Genomic DNA, 19,660 nt, shown 5'->3' on the forward strand with positions numbered 1-19,660 from the left:
CCGCGCTGCCGGGGCGCTGCCTCCAAATTTGGCTGAATAGCGCCAGTCTGCGCGCGCCCCGGGGAAGCGCTGCCGCGGCGCTGCCTTGAAAAGTGACGGAAAAGCTGGATGCACCCGTGCGTGAGGTGTGTATCAAAATTGCGGGTCCGATGCGTAGCATCGCGGCCCTGCGGCCTTGCGTCAAAGACGACCGGTTCAGACATGATCCGGGCCCTCCGTGACGGGGCGCTTTGTTCCTTTGCGAGCAGCCCAACCGGCGATCATTGCCTTCGCTTTGCGGTCGGCTGTTTGGCGGTCGTAAGGATTTTTTGCCGGTGGAGATTCGCGGCGGCCATTGTCCGCAAGCCAGGCGAGAATAGCGCGCTCGATAGCGGCCCGCATATGTTCGCGAAGGTCGTTCGCCTCGAAGGGATCGAGGGCAATCGTGACGCCGCTGCTGAAGATTTCTCCGCCCAAGGGAAGGTCAAAATCGCCTGCCATTTGAAGCGGACCATCAATGTGACAGTGGCTCCCATCTCTATCGTAGGTGGCAAGCGGTGGTCGCTCGGCGTAGCGCCAGAAATTGACAGCAGCGCGGTAGGTGTCGCCATCCTCGCCATGGGCGAGCAACTTTTCGATGATCGGCCACATGTAGATGGCGGTCTGAACATCGGCGTCGATGTGCATGTCGGGCTTGGGCTTCGAAGAAAAGAAGCGGGCGAGAGCGTTGCGAAGAACGGACATGTCATGTCCTCCTGAATCGAGAGGTGATCGGGATGCGCCGGCGGCAATTCGCCGCGTCGGTATCAAGTCTCGGGGCGAGCCTCGGTGAGCCGCGCGATGGATGCGGTGGTGATCAGCGTTCGCGTGCCGATCTTCAGCGCATCGACCTGGCCGGTCTTGATGAGCTTGTAGATTGTGCTCCGGCCGACGCCGAGCGCCTTGGCCGTGCGGTTAATCGAGTATGCGAGTTCATCCATTGTCGCCTCCGTTGGAGTGCCGCGATGCGGCGGGCGACAGGATCATTTGCAGCTAAGCGCCGACAGTTCCAACAGGATGTAGATGCACCGGAAATCTGCCGCTCGTGGCTGTTCCCCGGTAATTACCTACCTCCCGAAACCACGCAAATGCGTGGATCCCCGGTAATTCAGAGTAGGATTAAGACGAACGATTTTTCGCGATCGTCTCCAGAATTTGATTTGCGTAAGGCGCAAGCTGCGACTGGCTCGGCACCTTCAGGCGTCTGTCGCGATACCAATCCTCAAGCAGCTCGATGATTTCCTTCTGATTGCCGCGCTTCTTTGAGATGTCGAGCGCCCGCACCTTTGGGTGATCAATCAGCGCGATGATGGCATTAGTGTGATCATATTGCTTCGGGGCGCCCTTGCGATTCGGTTCCGCCTTGGCATCAGCGATCAGTTTGTCGACGTCCACTTCCAGAAACAGTTCGCGCGCGAACCAGAGACCCACCGGTCCGAAGAGCGCGTTGCGGATGGTGTCGCCCTTGGCCACATGGGCGGCGCGAAGCTTGCCGAAGAAATAGCGATGATCGACGTAGCGACGTTGACCATTGCGAGCGAAGTAAAAGGCGCGCGGCGTCGATTCGCGTTGGAGAATGACGAACAGGCGTTCGAGATTCCGCACGGCCGGGTCTTCCGCGTTCGCGTATGCGGGCTCCTGAGGTGCGGCAGCTTTCATCCCGCCATACTGAAACACGCGCCACGACGCTGCGACCGCCAGCATTGAAACGAAGCATCCCAATCCGATCAGCGTGACTATTTCGGCCCCAGGCGTTTCACTCCAAGTGAGCGCGATCCCAGAGAGCAGTGTAGCGACGGTTGCTGAAGCGGCCGCCGTGAACGAGGTAGATAACAGCCAATATCGCCTTTGGATGAGGCGCCAAGCTTCCGCCGTGATACGGTCGAGCTCGGCAAGTCCGGCTTGGTCATCCGTGCTGATGAAGCGAGCCGCGACGATGCGTAGCGGCAATACTTCCTTCCGGTCCTCCACCATCTTCTCCTAGCGAGGGAAGTCTACATTGCCTCCATCACGGAGTTGACACAAATAATCACTCCACCACTGGGCCATCTCGACGCGTTCCGCCCAGTAGGCCGACTGGTTATATATGCGCCGAATGCTCCCCGCGACCATGTGAGCGAGGGCGCGTTCGATGGCATCGGGATTCCACTTGCCCGACTCGTTGAGCAGTGAGGAGGCGGAGGTCCGGAATCCGTGGGCCGTCATTTGCTCCTTGGAATATCCCAGACGACGAAGCGCCGCGTTGATTGTATTGTCGCTAATCGGCCGCGCCCGTGTTCTTACCGAGGGGAACACATATTTGCCGTTGCCAGAAAGCCCACGCATACTTTCCAAAATCGCGAGTGCTTGGCGCGACAGTGGCACTGCATGCGGTTGACGCATCTTCATCTTGGCTGCGGGTAGCGTCCAAACTGCCTTGGCGACGTCGATCTCGGTCCATTCCATCTGGCGAAGCTCACCCGGCCTCTGAAAGACATGCGGGGTTAGCTTGAGCGCATGCATCACCGCCGGATCACCGACATATCCCTCAATCGCACGGAGTAGGGCGCCAAACTCAATCGGATCGGTGATTGCCGCGAAATGTTTGACGGTCGGCTGGATGAGCGCGCCAAGCAACATCTGTGCGGGATCGCGTTCGGCTCGCGCGGTAGCGGCGGCGTAGCGGAAAACGCGGCTCGCGAAACCCCGGACCTGCTTGGCCGTCTCTAAGCGCCCGCGCCGTTCCTGCTTCTTCAGCTCGTGGAGTAGTTCCGCAGGCGTGATGTCGGTCACCGGCCGCCGCCCGAACTCCGCGCCGAGCAAACGCAAAAGCCAGCGATGCTTTTCGAGTGTTGCGGCTGCGACACCTTCCTTCTCGCGCTTCGCTATCAGCTCTTCAGCCACCGCCGAGAAGCTGTTACCCGCGCTGATGCTCGCAGCGATTCTAGCCTGCCGCTTGGCAGTGTTGGGATCGACGGCATGGGCGAGCTGCTTCTTTGCATCTTCTCTAGCCGCTCGCGCCTCCGCGAGCGTAATCGCAGGATAAGCGCCGAGGGCCAGTTTACGCTCCACTCCATGCAGGCGATATTTCACGCGCCAAAGTTTGCTGCCGGTCGGATTGACCAAAAGGTAAAGGCCACCCGAATCCGAGACCTTATAAGGCCTATCTTTTGGCTTCGCTTTGCGGATCGCGGTGTCGGTGAGCGCCATTTGGGGGCCTCGCAAATCAGGGGCTTTGGAAAGGCCCCCGGATATGCCCCCGAATCGTTCAGCTACACGCGATCATGGGCAATCACCGGAAGCCAGTGAATGCTCAAAAACTAGCGGATTTTCAGGGTTTTTTCAACCATCAGCGACTGCGCGTGAGCAGCAAAATGGAGCGGGTGAAGGGAATCGAACCCTCGTCGTAAGCTTGGGAAGCTTCTGCTCTGCCATTGAGCTACACCCGCCCGGGGCTGCGCGATTGGCACAGCTGTGGACGGTGGTCAATATGAGTGTCAGCGCTTGGCTTCGCTGATCGTTTCCATCGCGACGAAGGTCGAGGTGCTGGCGACATGCGGCAGGCTGGAGATTTTTTCGCCCAGCACGATGCGATAGCGGCGGATGTCGACGGTGCGGACCTTGAGCAGATAGTCGAAGCTGCTCGCGATCATGTGGCATTCCTCGACCTCGGGAATTGCGCGCACCGCGGCGTTGAATTGCTTGAGCGCCGCCTCGCGCGTGTCGGACAATTTCACCTCGGCAAAGGCGACATGGTCGAGCCCGACCTTGGCGGGATCGACGATTGCGGCAAATCCGGTGATTACGCCCTTATCGACGAGGCGGCGGACGCGCTGCTGGCACGGCGTTTTCGACAGGCCGACCTGCTGCGCGAGATCGGTGAAGGTGATGCGGCCGTCGCGGCGCAGAATCGACAGGATTTTGCGGTCGAAGTCATCCAGATCGACTGCAAGGGGCGTTTCATTCATCATAATCGCCTAAAACTGATCCGATAATAGGTCAAAAGATAAATGCAACGACGCATAATCGGTCAGATTGCCGTGCTATGCTGCGATATGTTGCGCGGATGACCCAGACCAATGATCGCGCCGCACTCCGCGCCCTCGCCCGCCGCAGCGAAGCCGACATCGTCGCCGACCTCCGCGCCGCGCTTGCCGCGTCTCCGGCCAGCGTCGAGGCGGTAACCCGGCGCGGGCTCGACCTGATCCGCAGGGCCAAGGCCGAGGGCGACCGCGAGACGCTCGTCGCGCAGTTGATGAACCGGTATCGGCTGTCGACCGAGGAAGGCGTCGTGCTGATGTGCCTGGCCGAAGCGCTGCTGCGCGTCCCCGACAGCGCGACTGCCAATGCGCTGATCCGCGACAAGATCGCCGGGCGCCAGTGGAAGGAAGGCGAGGACGAGGACAGCCCGCTGATTGTTGCACTGTCGGCGCGCGGCCTGTCGCTGGGGTCGACGACCTTGATGCTCGACGCGATGGGTAGCAAGGCGAACCCGCTGACTCTGCTCAAATCGATGGTCCGTCGCTCGGGCGAGCCGGTGATCCGCCAGGCGGCGCTGGCGGCGATGAAGTTGCTCGGCCAGCAGTTCGTGATGGGCGAGACGATCGACGCCGCGGTCAAGCGCGCCGACAAGGAGAAGTCGGAACTGGCGAGCTTCGACATGCTCGGCGAAGCGGCGCGCACCGCCGAAGATGCGGCGCGCTACTACGACAGCTATGCCGACGCGATTACCCGCATCGGCCGCGATGGGAAGCCCGGCGATCCGCATGCCAATCATGGCATTTCGATCAAGCTGTCGGCGCTCCACCCGCGCTACGAATATCTCCAGCGGTCGCGCGTGATCGGCGAACTGGTGCCGCGGGTGATCGAACTCGCCAATGCGGCGCGCGCGGTGAACATCCCGCTGATGATCGATGCCGAGGAAAGCGACCGGCTGGAACCGCATATGGATGTGTTTGCGGCGCTGGTCGATGCCGGGATCGCCGACGGTTGGACTGGCCTCGGCATCGTGATCCAGGCGTATCAGAAACGCGCCCCGGCGGTGATCGAATGGCTCGCCGACTGTGCCCGGGCGCGCGGCGTCAAGCTTTCGATGCGGCTGGTCAAGGGCGCCTATTGGGATACCGAGATCAAGCGCGCACAGACGCTCGGGCTGGGCGATTTTCCGGTCTTCACCGCGAAACTCCACACCGATCTCAATTATATGCGCTGCGCCCAGCTGCTGCGCGATTGTCAGGATTGCATTTATCCTGCCTTTGCCAGCCATAATGCGATGACGCTGGCGTTCGTCACCGAGCTGTTCGCGGGCGCCGATTATGAGCTGCAAAGGCTGCACGGCATGGGCGAGGGCGCGCATGACGCCCTCGTTGCGCTGTTCCCGCCGCCGCGGCCGGTGCGCGTTTATGCCCCCGTCGGCACCCACCGCGACCTGCTCGCCTACCTCGTCCGCCGTCTGCTCGAAAATGGCGCGAACTCCAGCTTCGTGCATCAATTCTCGGACCCCGATGTCAGCGCCGAACAGCTGGCGGTCGATCCGCGCAGCGTTGCCAGCGCAGCGTCGTCAAAGATCGCGACCGGGCTTGGCCTGTTCGATCCGGCGCGGCGCAATTCGCGTGGCTATGACCTCGGCGAGCCCGGCGTCCCCGAAGCGCTTGTCGCCGCGATCGGTGCAGCGCGGCGCAGCGATCGGGTTGCGGCGCCGATCATCGGCGGTGTGGCGCGAACGGGTTCGGCCGATCCGGTGCGCAATCCTGCGACAGGCGCAATCGTCGGGCAAGTCATCGAGGCCGACAGCGCTGCGGTCGCCGATGCGGTTGCCGCGGCGCGCGCCGCACAGGAGAATTGGAGCCTCGCAGGCGGCGCCTTCCGCGCCGAACGGCTCGAACGCGCCGCCGACCTGCTCGAAGAACATGACGCATTGTTCCTCGGCCTTGCGATCGACGAGGCGGGCAAGACTTTGGTCGATGCGATCGCCGAGGTGCGCGAGGCGGTTGATTTCCTGCGCTATTATGCGGCGCAAGCGCGCGCCGAATTCACCTATCCCGTCGCGCTCCCAGGTCCGACTGGCGAGCGCAACGAGCTGATGCTCGAAGGCAAGGGCGTGTTCGTGTGCATCAGCCCTTGGAACTTCCCGCTCGCGATCTTCCTTGGGCAGGTCGCGGCGGCGCTCGCCGCGGGGAATAGCGTGCTGGCCAAACCCGCCGAACAGACGCCGCTGATCGCGCACGCCGCGGTTGAGTTGCTGCTCGAAGCGGGCGTTCCCGGCGATGTGCTGCATTACCTCCCCGGTCGCGGCGAAACGGTCGGCGCAGCGCTGACCGGCCACCCCGACATCATTGGCGTCGCCTTCACCGGCTCGACCGAGGTCGCGCGCGCGATCAACCGCGGGCTGGCGATGCGCGACGGCCCGATCGCGACATTGATTGCGGAGACCGGCGGCGCCAATGCAATGATCGTCGATTCGACTGCGCTTCCCGAACAGGTCGCGCGCGATGCCGTGGCCAGCGCGTTCCAGTCGGCGGGGCAGCGCTGTTCGGCGCTGCGCCTGCTGTGCGTGCAGGAGGATGTCGCCGGTACGATGATCGAGATGGTTGCGGGGGCGATGGCCGAGCTCAATGTCGGCGATCCGGCGCTGCTGGCAACCGACGTCGGCCCGATCATCGACGATGAAGCGCAGGCGACCATCGCCGCCTATGTCGCCGAAGCGCGCGCCGCGGGGCGGGTGATTGCGGAAGCGGCGCGAACGAACTTGCCCGCGGGCGGCCATTTCGTGCCGCCGGTGGTGATCCGCCTTGACCGGGTCACCGACCTCAAGCGCGAGATTTTCGGCCCGGTGCTGCACGTCGCGACCTGGAAGGGCGGTGAACTCGACGCCCTGATCGATGCGATTAACGCCTCGGGTTACGGCCTGACCCTCGGCGTTCACACCCGCATCGACGGCGTCGCGGCGCACATCGCCGCACGCGCGCAGGTCGGCAATGTGTACGTCAACCGCAACCAGATCGGCGCGATTGTGGGCTCGCAGCCCTTCGGCGGGCGTGGTCTGTCGGGGACCGGCCCGAAGGCGGGCGGGCCGCATTATCTGCACCGTTTTGCGGAGGAAAAGACGATCAGCACCGACATCACCGCGGCGGGGGGCAATGCGGCGCTGATGGCGGGTTAACAAGGTTCACGCGGAGACGCGGAGGCGCGGAGAATCTATACGCACCGTTTGCCCTGAGCTTGTCGAACGGTTGTTCGTTCTTGCGGCCGCCGACGTAAAGAACGGTGCTTCGACAAGCTCAGCACGAACGGGGCTGAAAGATTCTCTCCGCGCCTCCGCGCCTCCGCGTGAACCAAAAAATTATGCCCCGGGGACGCCCAGCAACTGCGCCTGCGCCTTCAGCCGCCCCGCCGCCGCCGGGTTCGCCGCAATCCCGTCCTTCAGCGCCTGCGCCGCCTTTGCCGTTTCGCCCAGCGTCATCCGGCTGCGCATCAGCATGATCCAGCGATCAACGTCGGCGGGATTGGCCTTCAGCTTCGCCTCCAGCCCGTCGACCATGCCCTGGATCATCTGGTCCTGCTGACCCTTGGGTAGCTGCGACGCCGCCTCCATATCCGCACGGCTCGGCCCCGGTATGCCGCGCGCCGCGACGGGCATTTCATCGGCGGTCAGCGGGCGCGCCTGCGTGCTGGCGAGGCGGCTGGCGACGTCGATCTTGTGGATCGCGCCGACCTGTTCGATCGTGCGGCGCAAATCCGCCTCCCACGGCGCGCCCTGCGGTGTGTCGGCGAGCAGCGCGAACCAGTCGTCGATCGCGCCCCGATGGTCGCCGCCAATGTCTTTCTTGACCGCGAGGAAATAGCGCGCGCGCGGATCGCTCGCGTCGAGCGCGATCGCCTTGTCGAAGGCGGCGAGGGCAGCGGCCGGCATCGGGTCGCTGTCGCTGCCCATCACCCGCGCCTCACCCAGCGCCGACCATAGCCCCGCCGACTCGGGCGACAGCGCGGTCGCCTTTTCATAGGCCGCGGCGGCACCGGTAAAATCGCTGAGGTCGAATCGCGCCGCGCCGAGCGCGGTCCACGCTTCGGCGCTGTTCGGCTCGCTCTTGGTTCGTGCCTCAAGAGCGGCAAGCTGGTCGGACGGCGCGGCAGCGTTCGGCACAGTCGGCTCAGCCCCGGAAGGCGCCGAATCGCGCCAGATTGCATAGCCAATCGCCGCAGCCAGCAGCACAAAGGCCGCGATCAGGATCGCTCGGTTGGTGCCGCCCATGCCGCGCTTCGCATCGTCAGCCATGCTCCTGGTCTCGCTCATTTTTGCCCCTTTGCGCGCGCTGCGGAAAAATGCCGCCTGTGCGCGCCATCATATTGCCTTTGCTTGGCGATGGTGTAGCCTTTGCAATACAAGGTCGGTCAACGATTAAAATATCGTCGGGGTCGCACCGGCTTTCCCAGTCATATCAGGGGAGGGGTGCATGGCAGTTTCGGATCACGTCGATTTTTCGACGTTCATGGAAGGCGTAAAGAAGCGGAACCCGGGGCAACCCGAGTTCGTGCAAGCGGTGCAGGAGGTGTCGGAGGACATCTTCGATTTCATTGCCGACAAGGAAGAATATCACTCGCAGCAGATCCTGCGGCGGATTGCCGAACCCGACCGCGTGGTGTCGTTCCGCGTCTGCTGGGAGGACGACAACGGCAATATCCGCGTCCAGCGCGGCTGGCGCGTCCAGAACAACAATGCCATCGGCCCGTACAAGGGCGGCATTCGTTTCCACCCGTCGGTCACCGAATCGGTGCTCAAATTCCTGGCGTTCGAACAGACGTTCAAAAATGCCCTGACCGGGCTGCCGATGGGCGGCGGCAAGGGCGGGTCGAACTTCAACCCCAAGGGCAAGAGCGTGCGCGAGATCATGCGCTTTTGCCAAAGCTTCATGACCGAGCTTTATCGCCACATTGGCGCCGACATCGACGTGCCCGCGGGCGACATCGGCGTGGGCGGGCGCGAAATCGGCTTCATGTTCGGCCAGTATAAGCGAATCACCAACGAGTTCACCGGGGTGCTGACCGGCAAGGGGCTCGAATGGGGCGGTTCGCTGATCCGCACCGAAGCGACGGGCTATGGCGCGGTTTACTTCCTCGCCAACATGCTCGCTGCCAAGGGGCAGGATCTGACCGGCAAGACCGCGGTCATTTCGGGATCGGGCAATGTCGCGACGCACGCCGCCGAAAAGATCGTCCAGCTGGGCGGGAAGGTGCTGACCCTGTCGGATTCGGCCGGATTCATCCACGATCCCGACGGCATCGATCAGGAAAAGATCAATTGGGTGAAAGCGCACAAGACGGTGCGCCGTGGCCGGATCGAGGATTATTGCACCGAGTTCAAGAGCGCGACCTTCACGGCAGGCAAAACACCGTGGGGGGTCAAATGCGACGTTGCTTTGCCCTGCGCAACGCAGAACGAGCTGCTCGGCGACGATGCGCGCGAACTGGTCAAGAACGGCTGTATCGCGGTCAGCGAAGGCGCCAACATGCCGACGAACCTTGAGGGCGTGCATGTCTTCAAGGATGCCAAGATCATGTTCGCGCCGGGCAAGGCCGCCAATGCCGGCGGCGTCGCGGTGTCGGGGCTGGAAATGAGCCAGAACAGCGGCCGCCGCAGCTGGAGCGAGCCCGAACTGCAACAGATGTTGAAAGACATCATGGACGGCATCCACAAAAGCTGCATCACCTATGGCGACCAGGGCGGCGGCTATATCGACTATGTGAAGGGCGCGAACATTGGCGGCTTCAAGAAAGTCGCTGACGCGATGCTGGCTTTCGGGGTAGTGTAATTGCGGCCCTAAGGCGCAAAAGCGCCGGGCCGGGGGAAAAAGGGGTATGCGCGAATGACGACGCACGCTGGAAAGGAGCGCGGCGATCGGCCTTGGGCGGCGTTAGCTGCGCTTGCTGCCTTGCTGTGCGCGCTTGCGATCGCGGCGTTCGTTTTCGCGTCCCCCGCCCGCTCGCAGGGCGAGCCCGCCGCGCGCTATACTGGCGTCGCGTCCTGCGCCGGATCGACCTGCCACGGCCGGATGGAAGGCGACGGGACCGTCGTGCGCCAGGACGAGCTGATGAAATGGCAGGAGCCCTCTACCCCCGGCGGCGCGCATAGCCGCGCTTGGGCGGTGCTGAGCAACAGTCGCAGCCAGTTCATCGCGCGCAATCTGGGGATCGGCGATCCCGCCACCGCGCAGATGTGCATCGGCTGTCATGCGACCGCCGGTGCGGTTGCCGCCAAGGGCGCGATGCGCGGCAGCGTGCCGACCGAGGACGGGGTCGGCTGCGAATCGTGCCACGGCCCCGCGGGCGGCTGGCTGGCCAGCCACTATGCCGGGGTCGGCACGAGCGCCAATCCCGACGCCGAAATGCGCCAGAAGCATCTCGCCAACCTTTCGGCGGGGCTGAAAAAGCTCGAAGATCCGGTGGTGCGCGCTGGGGTGTGCGTCGATTGCCACTTCGGATCGGCCAGCGACGGGCAGTTTGTCACCCACCGCATCATGGCAGCGGGCCATCCGCGTATCGCGTTCGAACTCGACCTTTTCTCCTCGCTCCAGGCACACCATCAGGAAGACGCCGACTATGGCTGGCGCAAATTCGGTTCGGCGACCGGTCGCACCGACCATGTCCAGATGTGGGCGGTGGGGCAAGCGACGGCGATCGAGCGCAGCCTGGCGCTGTTCCAGTCGCGCCGCGGGACCGAAGGGATGTTCCCCGAATTCTACTTCCTCGATTGCCACAGCTGCCATCGCCGCATCTTCGATCAGGCGAAGCCGGTGCGCACCGGCGTCGACAATCCGGGGCGTCAAATTCCCGAGGGGATGCCGCCCTATAATGATGAAAATCTGATCATGCTCGCCGCTGCCGCGCGGTTGGCCGCCCCCGCACTCGCCGACCAGCTCGCGGCGCGCACCGCGGCGTTCCACAAGGCGATGGCCACCGACCGTCCCAGCGCGGTCGCTGCCGCGGGGCAACTGGCGCAGACGGTGGCGGCGCTCAAGAGCGCGTTTGCGGCGCGCAGCTTTTCGGGCACCGACGCCTTTGCGATGGTCGATGCGATTTCGGCCAAGGCGATCGGGGACCGCTTCACCGACTATTCGGGGTCGCAGCAGGCGGTGATGGGGGTCGACACGCTGCTCAACGCGATGGTGTCGTCGGGGCGCGTGACGGTCGGCGCCGCGGCGGGAATCCGCGGCGATATCGACCGCGCCTATGCCGCGGTAAAGGATCCCAACGCGTACAAGCCCGCCGAATTCCAGGCGTCACTGGGCAGCGCGGTGCGCGCGATCCGGGCGCTGCGGTAAGATCATGCGGGGCAACAGCCATCTCTTCCGCTCGGCGGCCTTCGCCGCGATGGGGGCCTTGCTGCTGACATCGTGCGGCGGTGGCGGCGGCGGGGGCAGCACGCCGACGCCCGGTCCGACCCCCACGCCAACGCCGACCCCGACGGGCGGTCTCTACACCCCGCCCGCCGCCGAGGCGCTGACCGTTGCCGATGTCGAGCGGGTGCTGGCGCAGGCCATCGCCGAAGCGCAGGCGCGCGGCTTGCCGTCGGTGATCGCGGTGACCGACCGCGTCGGCAATGTGCTCGGCGTGTTCCGCATGACCGGCGCGCGCGCCACCGCGACCACCTCCGCGGCGCCGAATGGCATCAGCATCGACGCGCAGAATGTGACTTTCCCGGCCGAGGGCGGCGCGATCGCCAAGGCGGTGACCGGCGCTTACCTGTCGAGCGGCGGCAACGCCTTTTCGACCCGCACTGCCAGCCAGATCGTCCAGGAACATTTCCCGCCCGCGCCGACCACGGTCGGGCTGGAGAGCGGCCCCTTGTTCGGGGTGCAGTTCAGCCAGCTACCGTGCAGCGACCTGTCGGCGCGCTTTGGCGCGGCGGGCAGCGCGGCGCTCATCGGCCCGAAACGCTCACCGCTCGGCCTCGCCGCCGATCCGGGCGGGCTGCCGCTGTACAAGAATGGCGTGCTCGTCGGTGGCATCGGGGTGATGGGTGACGGCGTCTATGGCAGCGACCCCAATATCCTCGACATCGACAACGACCCCGAGGAATTCATCGCGCTGGCGGGCACGCGCGGGTTCGAGGCACCGACGACGATCACCGCGGACAAGATCACCGTTGACGGGACCAGCCTGCGCTTTTCCGACGCGACCTTTGCCGGGGTGATGACCAGCGGCGGCGCGAGCTTTGCCAGCCTCAACGGCAGCGCGGGCAGTCTGGTCGCGGTGATCGGCTATGCCAATGCCGCGGTCACGGCCGGCATTGCTTATGGAAGCGAAGCGTCGGGCATCCGTGCCGCAACCGCGGCCGAATTTTCGAACCGCGACGCCTTTGTCCTGACCAACGGCAGCGGCACCAACCGCTATCCCCTGCGCGCCGGGACCGACGGCGCCACCAACAGCGCGCCGCTGACGCAGGCCGAGGCGCGCGCGGTGCTCGAAGAAGCCTTTGCGGTGATGAGCCGCGCCCGCGCCCAGATCCGCCGCCCGCTCGACAGCCGCGCGCAGGTGACGATCAGCATTGTCGACACGCATGGCTCGGTGCTCGGTATCGTCCGCTCGCCCGACGCGCCGATTTTCGGCACCGACGTCAGCCTTCAAAAGGCGCGCACCGCCGCGTTCTTCTCGAGCGCGTTGGCCGCGACCGAGCTCAGCGCCAACGCCAGCGCCGACATCCGGCAGTTCGTTCCCGCGACGCGCAGCTTCCTGAACGACCCGGCGGCGCTGACCGGCACGGTCGCTTATGCCGACCGCGCGATCGGCAATCTGGCGCGGCCCTATTTCCCCGATGGCGAGGTCGGGCGCCCGAACGGGCCGTTGTCGCGCCCGATCGCACAGTTCAACCCTTTCTCGACCGGGCTGCAGTCGGCGCTGATCATCGGCAATCTCGGCGCCCATCTGGGGTTCGTTTCGGGCGCCAGTGCCAGCGACACCCCCGCGCGCTGTACCACCCTGCCCGACGTCGCAGCGGTACAAAACCGGCTGCAGAACGGCATCCAGATTTTCCCCGGTTCAGTCCCCATCTATCGCGGCAACCAGCTGGTCGGCGCGATCGGGGTGTCCGGCGACGGCATCGATCAGGATGACATGATTAGCTTCCTCGGCGCGCACAATGGCGGCGCGCGCGTCGGCGGCATCGGCAATGCACCCAAGCCGCTGCGTTCGGACAATGTCGTCGTCAGCGTCGGCGCCGGGGTGCGCCTGCGCTACATCAGCTGCCCGTTCGCGCCGTTCCTCGACTCTGCCACCCAAAATGTCTGTGACGGGCTTTAGGTGATGATGGCGGGGGGCAGCCTTTGGCCGATCATCGCGAGCCTCGCGGCGCAGGGCGCCCCGGGGACCGAAGTGACGCCGCCGCAGCCCGCGCCCGACCAACCGCCAATCGCCGGGGATTCCGCTCCTGCCGAACAGCCCGCCGACGAACTGATCCCGCCTCCCCCTCCCGTCGACTGGCAGGATATGGTCAAGGACGATCTGGTCACCCAGATCATCGAGGGTCGCCGCCGCCCCGGCTATCGTCCCGACCTGCCCGACGCGCTGACGCAGGACAATGTCGGCGCGCTGCGCCCGCCACCGCCGCAGGCGTTTCCGGGGATGGAGGACCAGTTGCCGGTTCCCGACCGCTGGCGCCTGATCGAAAGCCTGGGGGTGGTCAAGGAACGCTGGTTCGACCCCTACCACCAGAACACCTACAAGGGCGACCGCGCGATCGATCCGGCCAAGGTGCCGTGGTTGCCGATCAAGGGCGACGACTGGTTCATCGTCGCCAATGCCGTGTCCGACACGGTGTTCGAACCGCGCACCTTCCCGATCCCGGTCGGGGTCCAGACCACCGAACGCCCGGGCAGCCTCGACGTGTTCGGCAAGGACCGCAGCTTCGTCTTTGCCCAGACCTTCATCGTCGGCGCGGCGCTGATCAAGGGATCGACCGCGTTCAAGCCGCCTGACATCGAATATCGCGTCACCCTCGCCTATCAGGCCAATTATGTCGACGTCCCCGAACGGCGCGTGCTCGACGTGCGCCCGTCAAAGGCGAGCCATCGCTACGACGCGTTCTTGGGGGTGCAGGAATTGTTCGTCGACAAGCATCTCGGCAACACGTCGGACCGCTATGATTTCTATTCGGTGCGGCTCGGCATCCAGCCGTTTCAGAGCGATTTCCGGGGCTTCCTGTTCAACGATAGCCAGCTTGGGCTGCGTTTCTTCGGCAATCGCGACAACAACCGCTTCCAGTATAATTTCGCGGCCTTCTGGCGGCTCGAAAAGGACACCAACAGCGGTCTCAACGACATCACCCAGACCCCGCGCGACGACTTCATTCTGACCGCCAACCTGTATCGCCAGGATTTCCCGTTCGTCGGGCTGACCAGCCAGGTCAGCGTGACGTACAACATGAACCGCGAAAAGAACGATGTGCAGATCGACCATAACGGCTTTCCGGTGCGTCCGGCGCTGCTCGGCGACCTGCGCGGGCGCGAATATGACGTCGTGTATCTGGGCTATAGCGCCGACGGGCGGATCGGCCGGATTAACCTGACAGCGAGCTTCTATGCGGCGCTGGGTGAGGACCGGAACAGTTTCTTCACCAGCAAACCGGCGCAAATCCGCGCCGGGTTCGGCGCCGTCGAACTCAGCTACGACGTGGACTGGCTGCGCTTTCGCCTCTCGGGGCTTTACGCGACAGGCGATGGCGATCCGTATAACAATACCGAAGGCGGCTTCGACGCGATCTTCGAAAATCCGATCTTCGGCGGCGCCGACACCAGTTACTGGATCCGCCAGACGATCCCCTTCGCCGGCGGCGGCCGCGTCATTTCGATCAATGGTCGCAACGGCATCCTCAATTCGCTGCGCTCGTCGAAGGAAGAGGGGCAGTCGAACTTCAACAATCCCGGCACGGTGTTTGTCGGCCTCGGGGCCGATTTCGACCTGACCCCCGAATTTCGCGTCAGCGCCAACGCCAACCATCTGTGGTTCGAAAACACCTCGTCATTGCAGGCCCTGCGCACCGAAGGCTCGATCCCCAAGGACATCGGCTTTGACCTGTCGGTCGCGACGATCTGGCGGCCGAAAGCAACGCAGAACATCGTCGGGCGGCTCAGCGGCGCAGTGCTGCTGCCGGGCAAGGGGTTCAAGGATCTGTTCGACAACAAGCAGCAGAACGACGCCTATGTGTCGATCCTCGCCAATGTGATTTTGAGTTTTTGATGATGATGCGCAAACTCTTTGCCCTGCTGGCCTTTCTCACGATGTGCGCCGCCTTCGGCGCCAGCGTCGGGCGCGCGGCCGAGGAAGAGAAACCGCTCAAGATCACCTATCGCTTCACCCCGCCCGCGCCGCGCGAGCAGAGCGAGGCCGATGTCAGCGCGAAGTCGGAGGGCTGCTACAGCTGCCACACGCGCACCGACCAGCCGTCGATGCACGCGACTCCGGCGGTGCGATTGGGCTGCACCGATTGCCACGGCGGCGACGCGAGCCAGGTCGGCACGCCTTCGCTGGGCTATAAACATCCGACGAACAAGGCGGTGATGGCGCTCGCGCATCCGCAGCCGACCTTGCCCGGCGCCTGGCACGACAGCTCGGCAAACCCGGAGCGCAGCTACACCTTGCTCAACAAGGAATCGCCCGAATTCATCCGCTTCGTGAACCCCAGCGATTACCGCGTCGCACGCGAGGCGTGCGGGGCGTGCCACCTCGAAGTGATCGAGGCGACCGAACGCTCGCTGATGTCGACGTCGGCGATGCTGTGGGGCGGCGCGGCATATAACAACGGCATCGTGCCGTATAAAAATTACGTGTTCGGCGAGGCTTATACGCGCACCGGCGAACCTGCCTGCATTCTCTCGCCCTCGTCGCGGCTGACGAAGGAAGAATATGCCGAGGCGTGCAAGCCCGAATTCGGGTTCGACAAGATCCTGACCGATGACGAGAAAAAGCGCGGCGCGCTCGCCAAAATGTACCCGCTGCCGCGCTGGAGCGTCATCCCGCCGGGCGACGTGTTCCGTGTGTTCGAACGCGGCGGTCGCAATATCAACACGCAATTCCCCGAAATCGGCCTGCCCAATCCGACCGGCAGCATCCAGCGGCTGGAGGAACCGGGACGCCCCGACCTCAAACAGTCGAACCGCGGTCCCGGCACCGGGCTGCGCGTTGCGATCCCGGTGCTCAACATCCACAAGACGCGCCTCAACGATCCGCTGATGTGGTTCATGGGCACCAACGACCAGCCGGGCGATTATCGCCACTCGGGCTGTTCGGGCTGCCATGTCGTTTATGCCAACGACCGCGAGCCGCGGCACAGCCTGACCTATGCCAAGTTCGGCCGCGACGGCGAAACCGACACCGTCGATCCGACGATCCGCGAAAAATTATGGGCGGGCGATGCGCATGGCGGCGACAAGAAGCCCGCGGGCGACGGTCATGCCGACACCTCGCATATGGCGCCCGACGACGGCTTTGTCGGCGGGACCGGGCATGGCGGGTTGATCGACCCCGCCGCTGCGACCGCCGGAGCGCCGCAGCGCGAGCCGCGCCCGCGCCGCGAATCGGGGCATCCGATCAGCCACGCCTTCACCCGCGCGATCCCGACGTCGCAGTGCATGACGTGCCACATGCACCAGCCGAACATCTTCCTGAACTCGTACCTCGGCTACACGATGTGGGATTATGAGTCCGACGCGCCGCAGATGTGGCCGGGCCCCGACAACACGGCGCCGCGCCCGCCCGGGATGAGCGACGCGGAATATCAGAAGACATATAAGCAGCAGCGCTATCCGACCGCGGCCGAGGCCCACAAGGTGCTGGAACGCAATCCCGAAGCCGCGGCGACGCGCGGATTGTGGGCCGATGTCGAATTCCTGCGCGACGTCTATGACGTCAACGACAGCAACAAGGACACCCAGTTCGCCGACTACCACGGCCATGGCTGGAACTTCCGCGGCATCTTCAAGCGCGACCGCAACGGCAATCTGCTGAACGCCGACGGCAATATGTCGACCTATGGTACCGATGCCGCGAACATCATCGATCCCAAAGATCCCGAAAAATGGCGCAAAAGCTGTAGCCATTACACCGATCCCAAGGAACGCGACCTCTGCCTGTCGAGTGCCGACCCCGGCAAACCGGGGGTCGAGGGCAAGTTTGTTCCGCCCGGCATCAACCCCGGCAAGTCGGTCCATATGATGGACATCCACGCCGAAAAGGGCATGCAATGCGCCGACTGCCATTTCGCGCAGGACAGCCACGGCAATGGCTATATCCAGGGCGAAGTCGCCAACGCGGTCGAAATCAGCTGCAAGGATTGCCACGGCACCGCCGATGCGTTCCCCAATCTCCTCACCTCGAACGTCGCGGCGCGGCCGCAGGGCAATAACCTCGCGCTGCTGCGCAATCCCGACGGGCGCCGCCGCTTCGAATTCCAGTATAATGATGATGCCGAGGTGATCGGCCTGATCCAGCGGTCGATCGTCGATCCGAAACTCGAATGGCAGGTTAGCTTGGTAAAACAGTCGGTGACGCCGGGCCCCCAATTCAACGCCAAGGCGGCGCGCGCCAAGCTGATGGCGCGCGCGGGCAGCGACGACGGCAAGTATGAATGGGGACCGGGTGTCGCGAAGGAAGACCGCGCGCATGGCGATGACAAGCTGACCTGCTTCACCTGCCACCTGTCGTGGACCACGAGTTGCGGCGGTTGCCATTTGCCGATCGAGGCGAACTGGAAAACCAAGATGCACCATTTCGAGGGGGAAGAGACGCGCAATTTCGCGACCTACAACCCGCAGGTCGCGCGCGACGAGATGTTCCAGCTTGGCCGTCACCAGCTGACCAAGCCCGGCGAACCCGGCCCGAACGGCGAGGTGCGCGGCATCATCACGCCGGTGCGTTCGACCTCGGCGTTGATCCTGTCATCGACCAATATCAACCGCGAACGCATCTATGTGCAGCAGCCGCCGATCTCGTCGGCGGGCTATTCCAGCCAAGCCTTCGCCCCGCATTTCCCGCACACGGTGCGCCGCCAGGAAACCAAGCAGTGCAGCGACTGCCACGTGTCCGCCACCGACGATAATAATGCGATCATGTCGCAGCTGATGCTCCTCGGCACCAACTTCGTGAACTTCGTCGGCCTCAACGTCTGGTCGGGGATGGAGGATGGTTTCCAGGCGACGCGTGTCACCGAATGGGATGAACCGCAGGCGGTGATCGGCAGCTATCTGCACAAATATAGCTACCCCGATTACTGGCGGCTGCACGTCGACCAGAACGGCCGCGAGCTCAAGAATTGGGTGCGCGGCAAGATTTTCGACAAAAAGGGGTCGGGCGAGACGCAGGCGCTCGAGGAGTTCGCCAATATCGTCCAGGGGACCAGCGGCCGTGTGAACTGCCTGCAACAGCGCGGCGAATATATGTTCGTGGCGGAGGGCAAGGGTGGTTTCCGCATCTATGACGTCGCCTCGATCGGCAACAAGGGCTTCTCCGAACGCATCATCCGCGCCCCCTTCTCGGCGCTCGGCCATGACACGCATGTGAAAACGAAGAACGCGACCTGCATGGCGCTGGCGACCACGCAGCCGATCAGCGTCAGCCGCAACGAAGCGATCGTCCGCGACTTCCCCGAAAACCACGAACAGGTGATGCACGATATCTACCGCTACGCCGTCATCACCGACAGCGTCGAGGGGCTGGTGCTGGTCGATGTCGATACGCTCGCCGACGGCGAATTCCGCAACAACAAGCTGAAACGCGCGCTGACCTGGAACGAGGGCAATGTGCTCGCGGGCGCGCGGCACGTCACGCTCGCGGGCAGCATCGCCTATATCACCACCGACGCGGGGCTGGTCGTGCTCGACCTGACGGTGCCGCTCGCGCCCAAGGTCACCGCGCAGCTGCCGCTGACCGATGCGCGCGCCAGTGCCATGCAGTTCCGCTACCTCTGGGTCACCGATGCCGAAGGGGTGAAGCTGTTCGACGTCACCAATCTGGCGCAGCCGGTTGCGGTGCCCGAAGGCACGGTCCGGCTTGCTAATGCGCGCAAAATCTATCTCGCGCGGACCTATATGTATGTCGCGGCCAAGCAGGATGGCCTCGTCATCGTCGATGTCACGCGCCCCGCGGCGCCGATCGTGTGGCCGGGACTGACCTTTGGCGGCACCATGACCGATGCTGAGGATGTCATCGTTGCCTCGACCAATGCGTCGCTGTTCGGTTATGTCGCCGACGGGCGCGGCGGGATCAAGGTGATCCAACTGACCAGCCCCGACAATCCGGGCCTCTATGGCTTCTCGCCCAAACCGACCCCCGAACTGATCGCCTGGGCCAAGACCCCGTCGCCGGCGCTCGCGCTGTCGAAGGGGCTCGACCGTGACCGCGGGGTCGACGAGACCGGTGGCCAGATGGCGGTGTTCGGGCGGCTGGGCTCGCGGCCGTTCACCCGGCCCGAAATGGAGAAGCTGTTCCTGAACAGCAAAGGGCTGGTGTACAAGGTCCGCGACGAGGTCGATCAGAGTGGCTGGCGGCCGCCGTTGCTATACGCGAATTAATCCGCGACCTTATGATCCCGTCATCCCGGCGAAGGCCGGGATCTCTCCGGTGCGACGGAATGCGAGGGTGAGATCCCGGCCTTCGCCGGGATGACGGAATTGGG

At 64.3% G+C, this 19,660-nt stretch carries 12 protein-coding genes and 1 tRNA gene; 6 read left to right on the forward strand and 7 right to left on the reverse strand.

Features of this window, described 5'->3' with window-relative positions; all coding sequences use genetic code 11:
* Window positions 1-195: 195 nt before the first annotated feature.
* The 6 genes from VGN68_RS17020 to VGN68_RS17045 all read right to left on the reverse strand — a co-directional run bounded on the left by VGN68_RS17020 (window position 196) and on the right by VGN68_RS17045 (window position 3,965).
* Window positions 196-723: a hypothetical protein gene (locus VGN68_RS17020; protein ID WP_327478313.1), complete on the reverse strand. Its 528-nt coding sequence runs from the start codon at window positions 721-723 to the stop codon at window positions 196-198.
* 62 nt (window positions 724-785) lie between these two features.
* Window positions 786-959, reverse strand: a complete 174-nt coding sequence (locus VGN68_RS17025) for a helix-turn-helix domain-containing protein (protein ID WP_184101351.1) — start codon at window positions 957-959, stop codon at window positions 786-788.
* Between the two features lie 178 nt (window positions 960-1,137).
* Window positions 1,138-1,992: a hypothetical protein gene (locus tag VGN68_RS17030; RefSeq protein WP_327478323.1), complete on the reverse strand. Its 855-nt coding sequence runs from the start codon at window positions 1,990-1,992 to the stop codon at window positions 1,138-1,140.
* Window positions 1,993-1,998: 6 nt separating this feature from the next.
* A complete protein-coding gene (locus VGN68_RS17035; protein ID WP_327478325.1) occupies window positions 1,999-3,207 on the reverse strand; it encodes a tyrosine-type recombinase/integrase in 1,209 nt (402 codons plus the stop codon).
* 165 nt (window positions 3,208-3,372) lie between these two features.
* Window positions 3,373-3,446, reverse strand: a tRNA-Gly gene (locus VGN68_RS17040).
* A 48-nt stretch (window positions 3,447-3,494) separates the two neighbouring features.
* On the reverse strand, window positions 3,495-3,965 hold the full coding sequence (locus VGN68_RS17045) for an Lrp/AsnC family transcriptional regulator (protein ID WP_293701828.1): 471 nt from the start codon (window positions 3,963-3,965) through the stop codon (window positions 3,495-3,497).
* Window positions 3,966-4,063: 98 nt separating this feature from the next.
* Between VGN68_RS17045 and putA the strand changes: the two genes are divergently transcribed.
* The gene (gene putA, locus VGN68_RS17050; protein WP_327478328.1) at window positions 4,064-7,159 is read left to right on the forward strand and encodes a bifunctional proline dehydrogenase/L-glutamate gamma-semialdehyde dehydrogenase PutA; all 3,096 of its coding nucleotides are present in this window, start codon (window positions 4,064-4,066) and stop codon (window positions 7,157-7,159) included.
* Window positions 7,160-7,339: 180 nt separating this feature from the next.
* Here the strand turns inward: putA and VGN68_RS17055 are convergent, their stop codons facing one another.
* Window positions 7,340-8,290, reverse strand: coding sequence for a tetratricopeptide repeat protein (locus tag VGN68_RS17055; protein ID WP_327478330.1), 951 nt, complete (start codon window positions 8,288-8,290; stop codon window positions 7,340-7,342).
* A gap of 160 nt (window positions 8,291-8,450) precedes the next feature.
* Here VGN68_RS17055 and gdhA point away from each other — a divergent pair, with 160 nt between their 5' ends.
* Genes gdhA through VGN68_RS17080 form a run of 5 tightly spaced genes read left to right on the forward strand, consistent with a single transcriptional unit; the run spans window position 8,451 to window position 19,556 of the window.
* Window positions 8,451-9,806 (forward strand): NADP-specific glutamate dehydrogenase, encoded by a 1,356-nt coding sequence (gene gdhA, locus VGN68_RS17060; RefSeq protein WP_327478332.1) that lies wholly within the window; start codon window positions 8,451-8,453, stop codon window positions 9,804-9,806.
* 54 nt (window positions 9,807-9,860) lie between these two features.
* Entirely contained in the window at window positions 9,861-11,315 is a 1,455-nt protein-coding gene (locus VGN68_RS17065) for a multiheme c-type cytochrome (RefSeq protein ID WP_327478334.1), read from the forward strand.
* Between the two features lie 4 nt (window positions 11,316-11,319).
* Window positions 11,320-13,293 (forward strand): heme-binding protein, encoded by a 1,974-nt coding sequence (locus VGN68_RS17070; protein ID WP_327478336.1) that lies wholly within the window; start codon window positions 11,320-11,322, stop codon window positions 13,291-13,293.
* A gap of 3 nt (window positions 13,294-13,296) precedes the next feature.
* Window positions 13,297-15,228 carry a hypothetical protein gene (locus VGN68_RS17075; protein WP_327478338.1) on the forward strand — a complete coding sequence of 644 codons (1,932 nt, stop codon included), beginning with the start codon at window positions 13,297-13,299 and terminating at the stop codon, window positions 15,226-15,228.
* A 5-nt stretch (window positions 15,229-15,233) separates the two neighbouring features.
* Window positions 15,234-19,556, forward strand: a complete 4,323-nt coding sequence (locus VGN68_RS17080; protein ID WP_414713053.1) for a hypothetical protein — start codon at window positions 15,234-15,236, stop codon at window positions 19,554-19,556.
* The last annotated feature ends 104 nt before the right edge of the window (window positions 19,557-19,660 follow it).

Source organism: Sphingopyxis sp., from assembly GCF_035998965.1.
Lineage (GTDB): Bacteria > Pseudomonadota > Alphaproteobacteria > Sphingomonadales > Sphingomonadaceae > Sphingopyxis.

Coding starts and splice junctions, on each gene's coding strand:
- VGN68_RS17020 (WP_327478313.1), bottom strand. CDS start 723: ATGTCCGTTCTTCGCAACGCTCTCGCCCGCTTCTTTTCTTCGAAGCCC.
- VGN68_RS17025 (WP_184101351.1), bottom strand. CDS start 959: ATGGATGAACTCGCATACTCGATTAACCGCACGGCCAAGGCGCTCGGC.
- VGN68_RS17030 (WP_327478323.1), bottom strand. CDS start 1,992: ATGGTGGAGGACCGGAAGGAAGTATTGCCGCTACGCATCGTCGCGGCT.
- VGN68_RS17035 (WP_327478325.1), bottom strand. CDS start 3,207: ATGGCGCTCACCGACACCGCGATCCGCAAAGCGAAGCCAAAAGATAGG.
- VGN68_RS17045 (WP_293701828.1), bottom strand. CDS start 3,965: ATGAATGAAACGCCCCTTGCAGTCGATCTGGATGACTTCGACCGCAAA.
- putA (WP_327478328.1), top strand. CDS start 4,064: ATGACCCAGACCAATGATCGCGCCGCACTCCGCGCCCTCGCCCGCCGC.
- VGN68_RS17055 (WP_327478330.1), bottom strand. CDS start 8,290: ATGAGCGAGACCAGGAGCATGGCTGACGATGCGAAGCGCGGCATGGGC.
- gdhA (WP_327478332.1), top strand. CDS start 8,451: ATGGCAGTTTCGGATCACGTCGATTTTTCGACGTTCATGGAAGGCGTA.
- VGN68_RS17065 (WP_327478334.1), top strand. CDS start 9,861: ATGACGACGCACGCTGGAAAGGAGCGCGGCGATCGGCCTTGGGCGGCG.
- VGN68_RS17070 (WP_327478336.1), top strand. CDS start 11,320: ATGCGGGGCAACAGCCATCTCTTCCGCTCGGCGGCCTTCGCCGCGATG.
- VGN68_RS17075 (WP_327478338.1), top strand. CDS start 13,297: ATGATGGCGGGGGGCAGCCTTTGGCCGATCATCGCGAGCCTCGCGGCG.
- VGN68_RS17080 (WP_414713053.1), top strand. CDS start 15,234: ATGCGCAAACTCTTTGCCCTGCTGGCCTTTCTCACGATGTGCGCCGCC.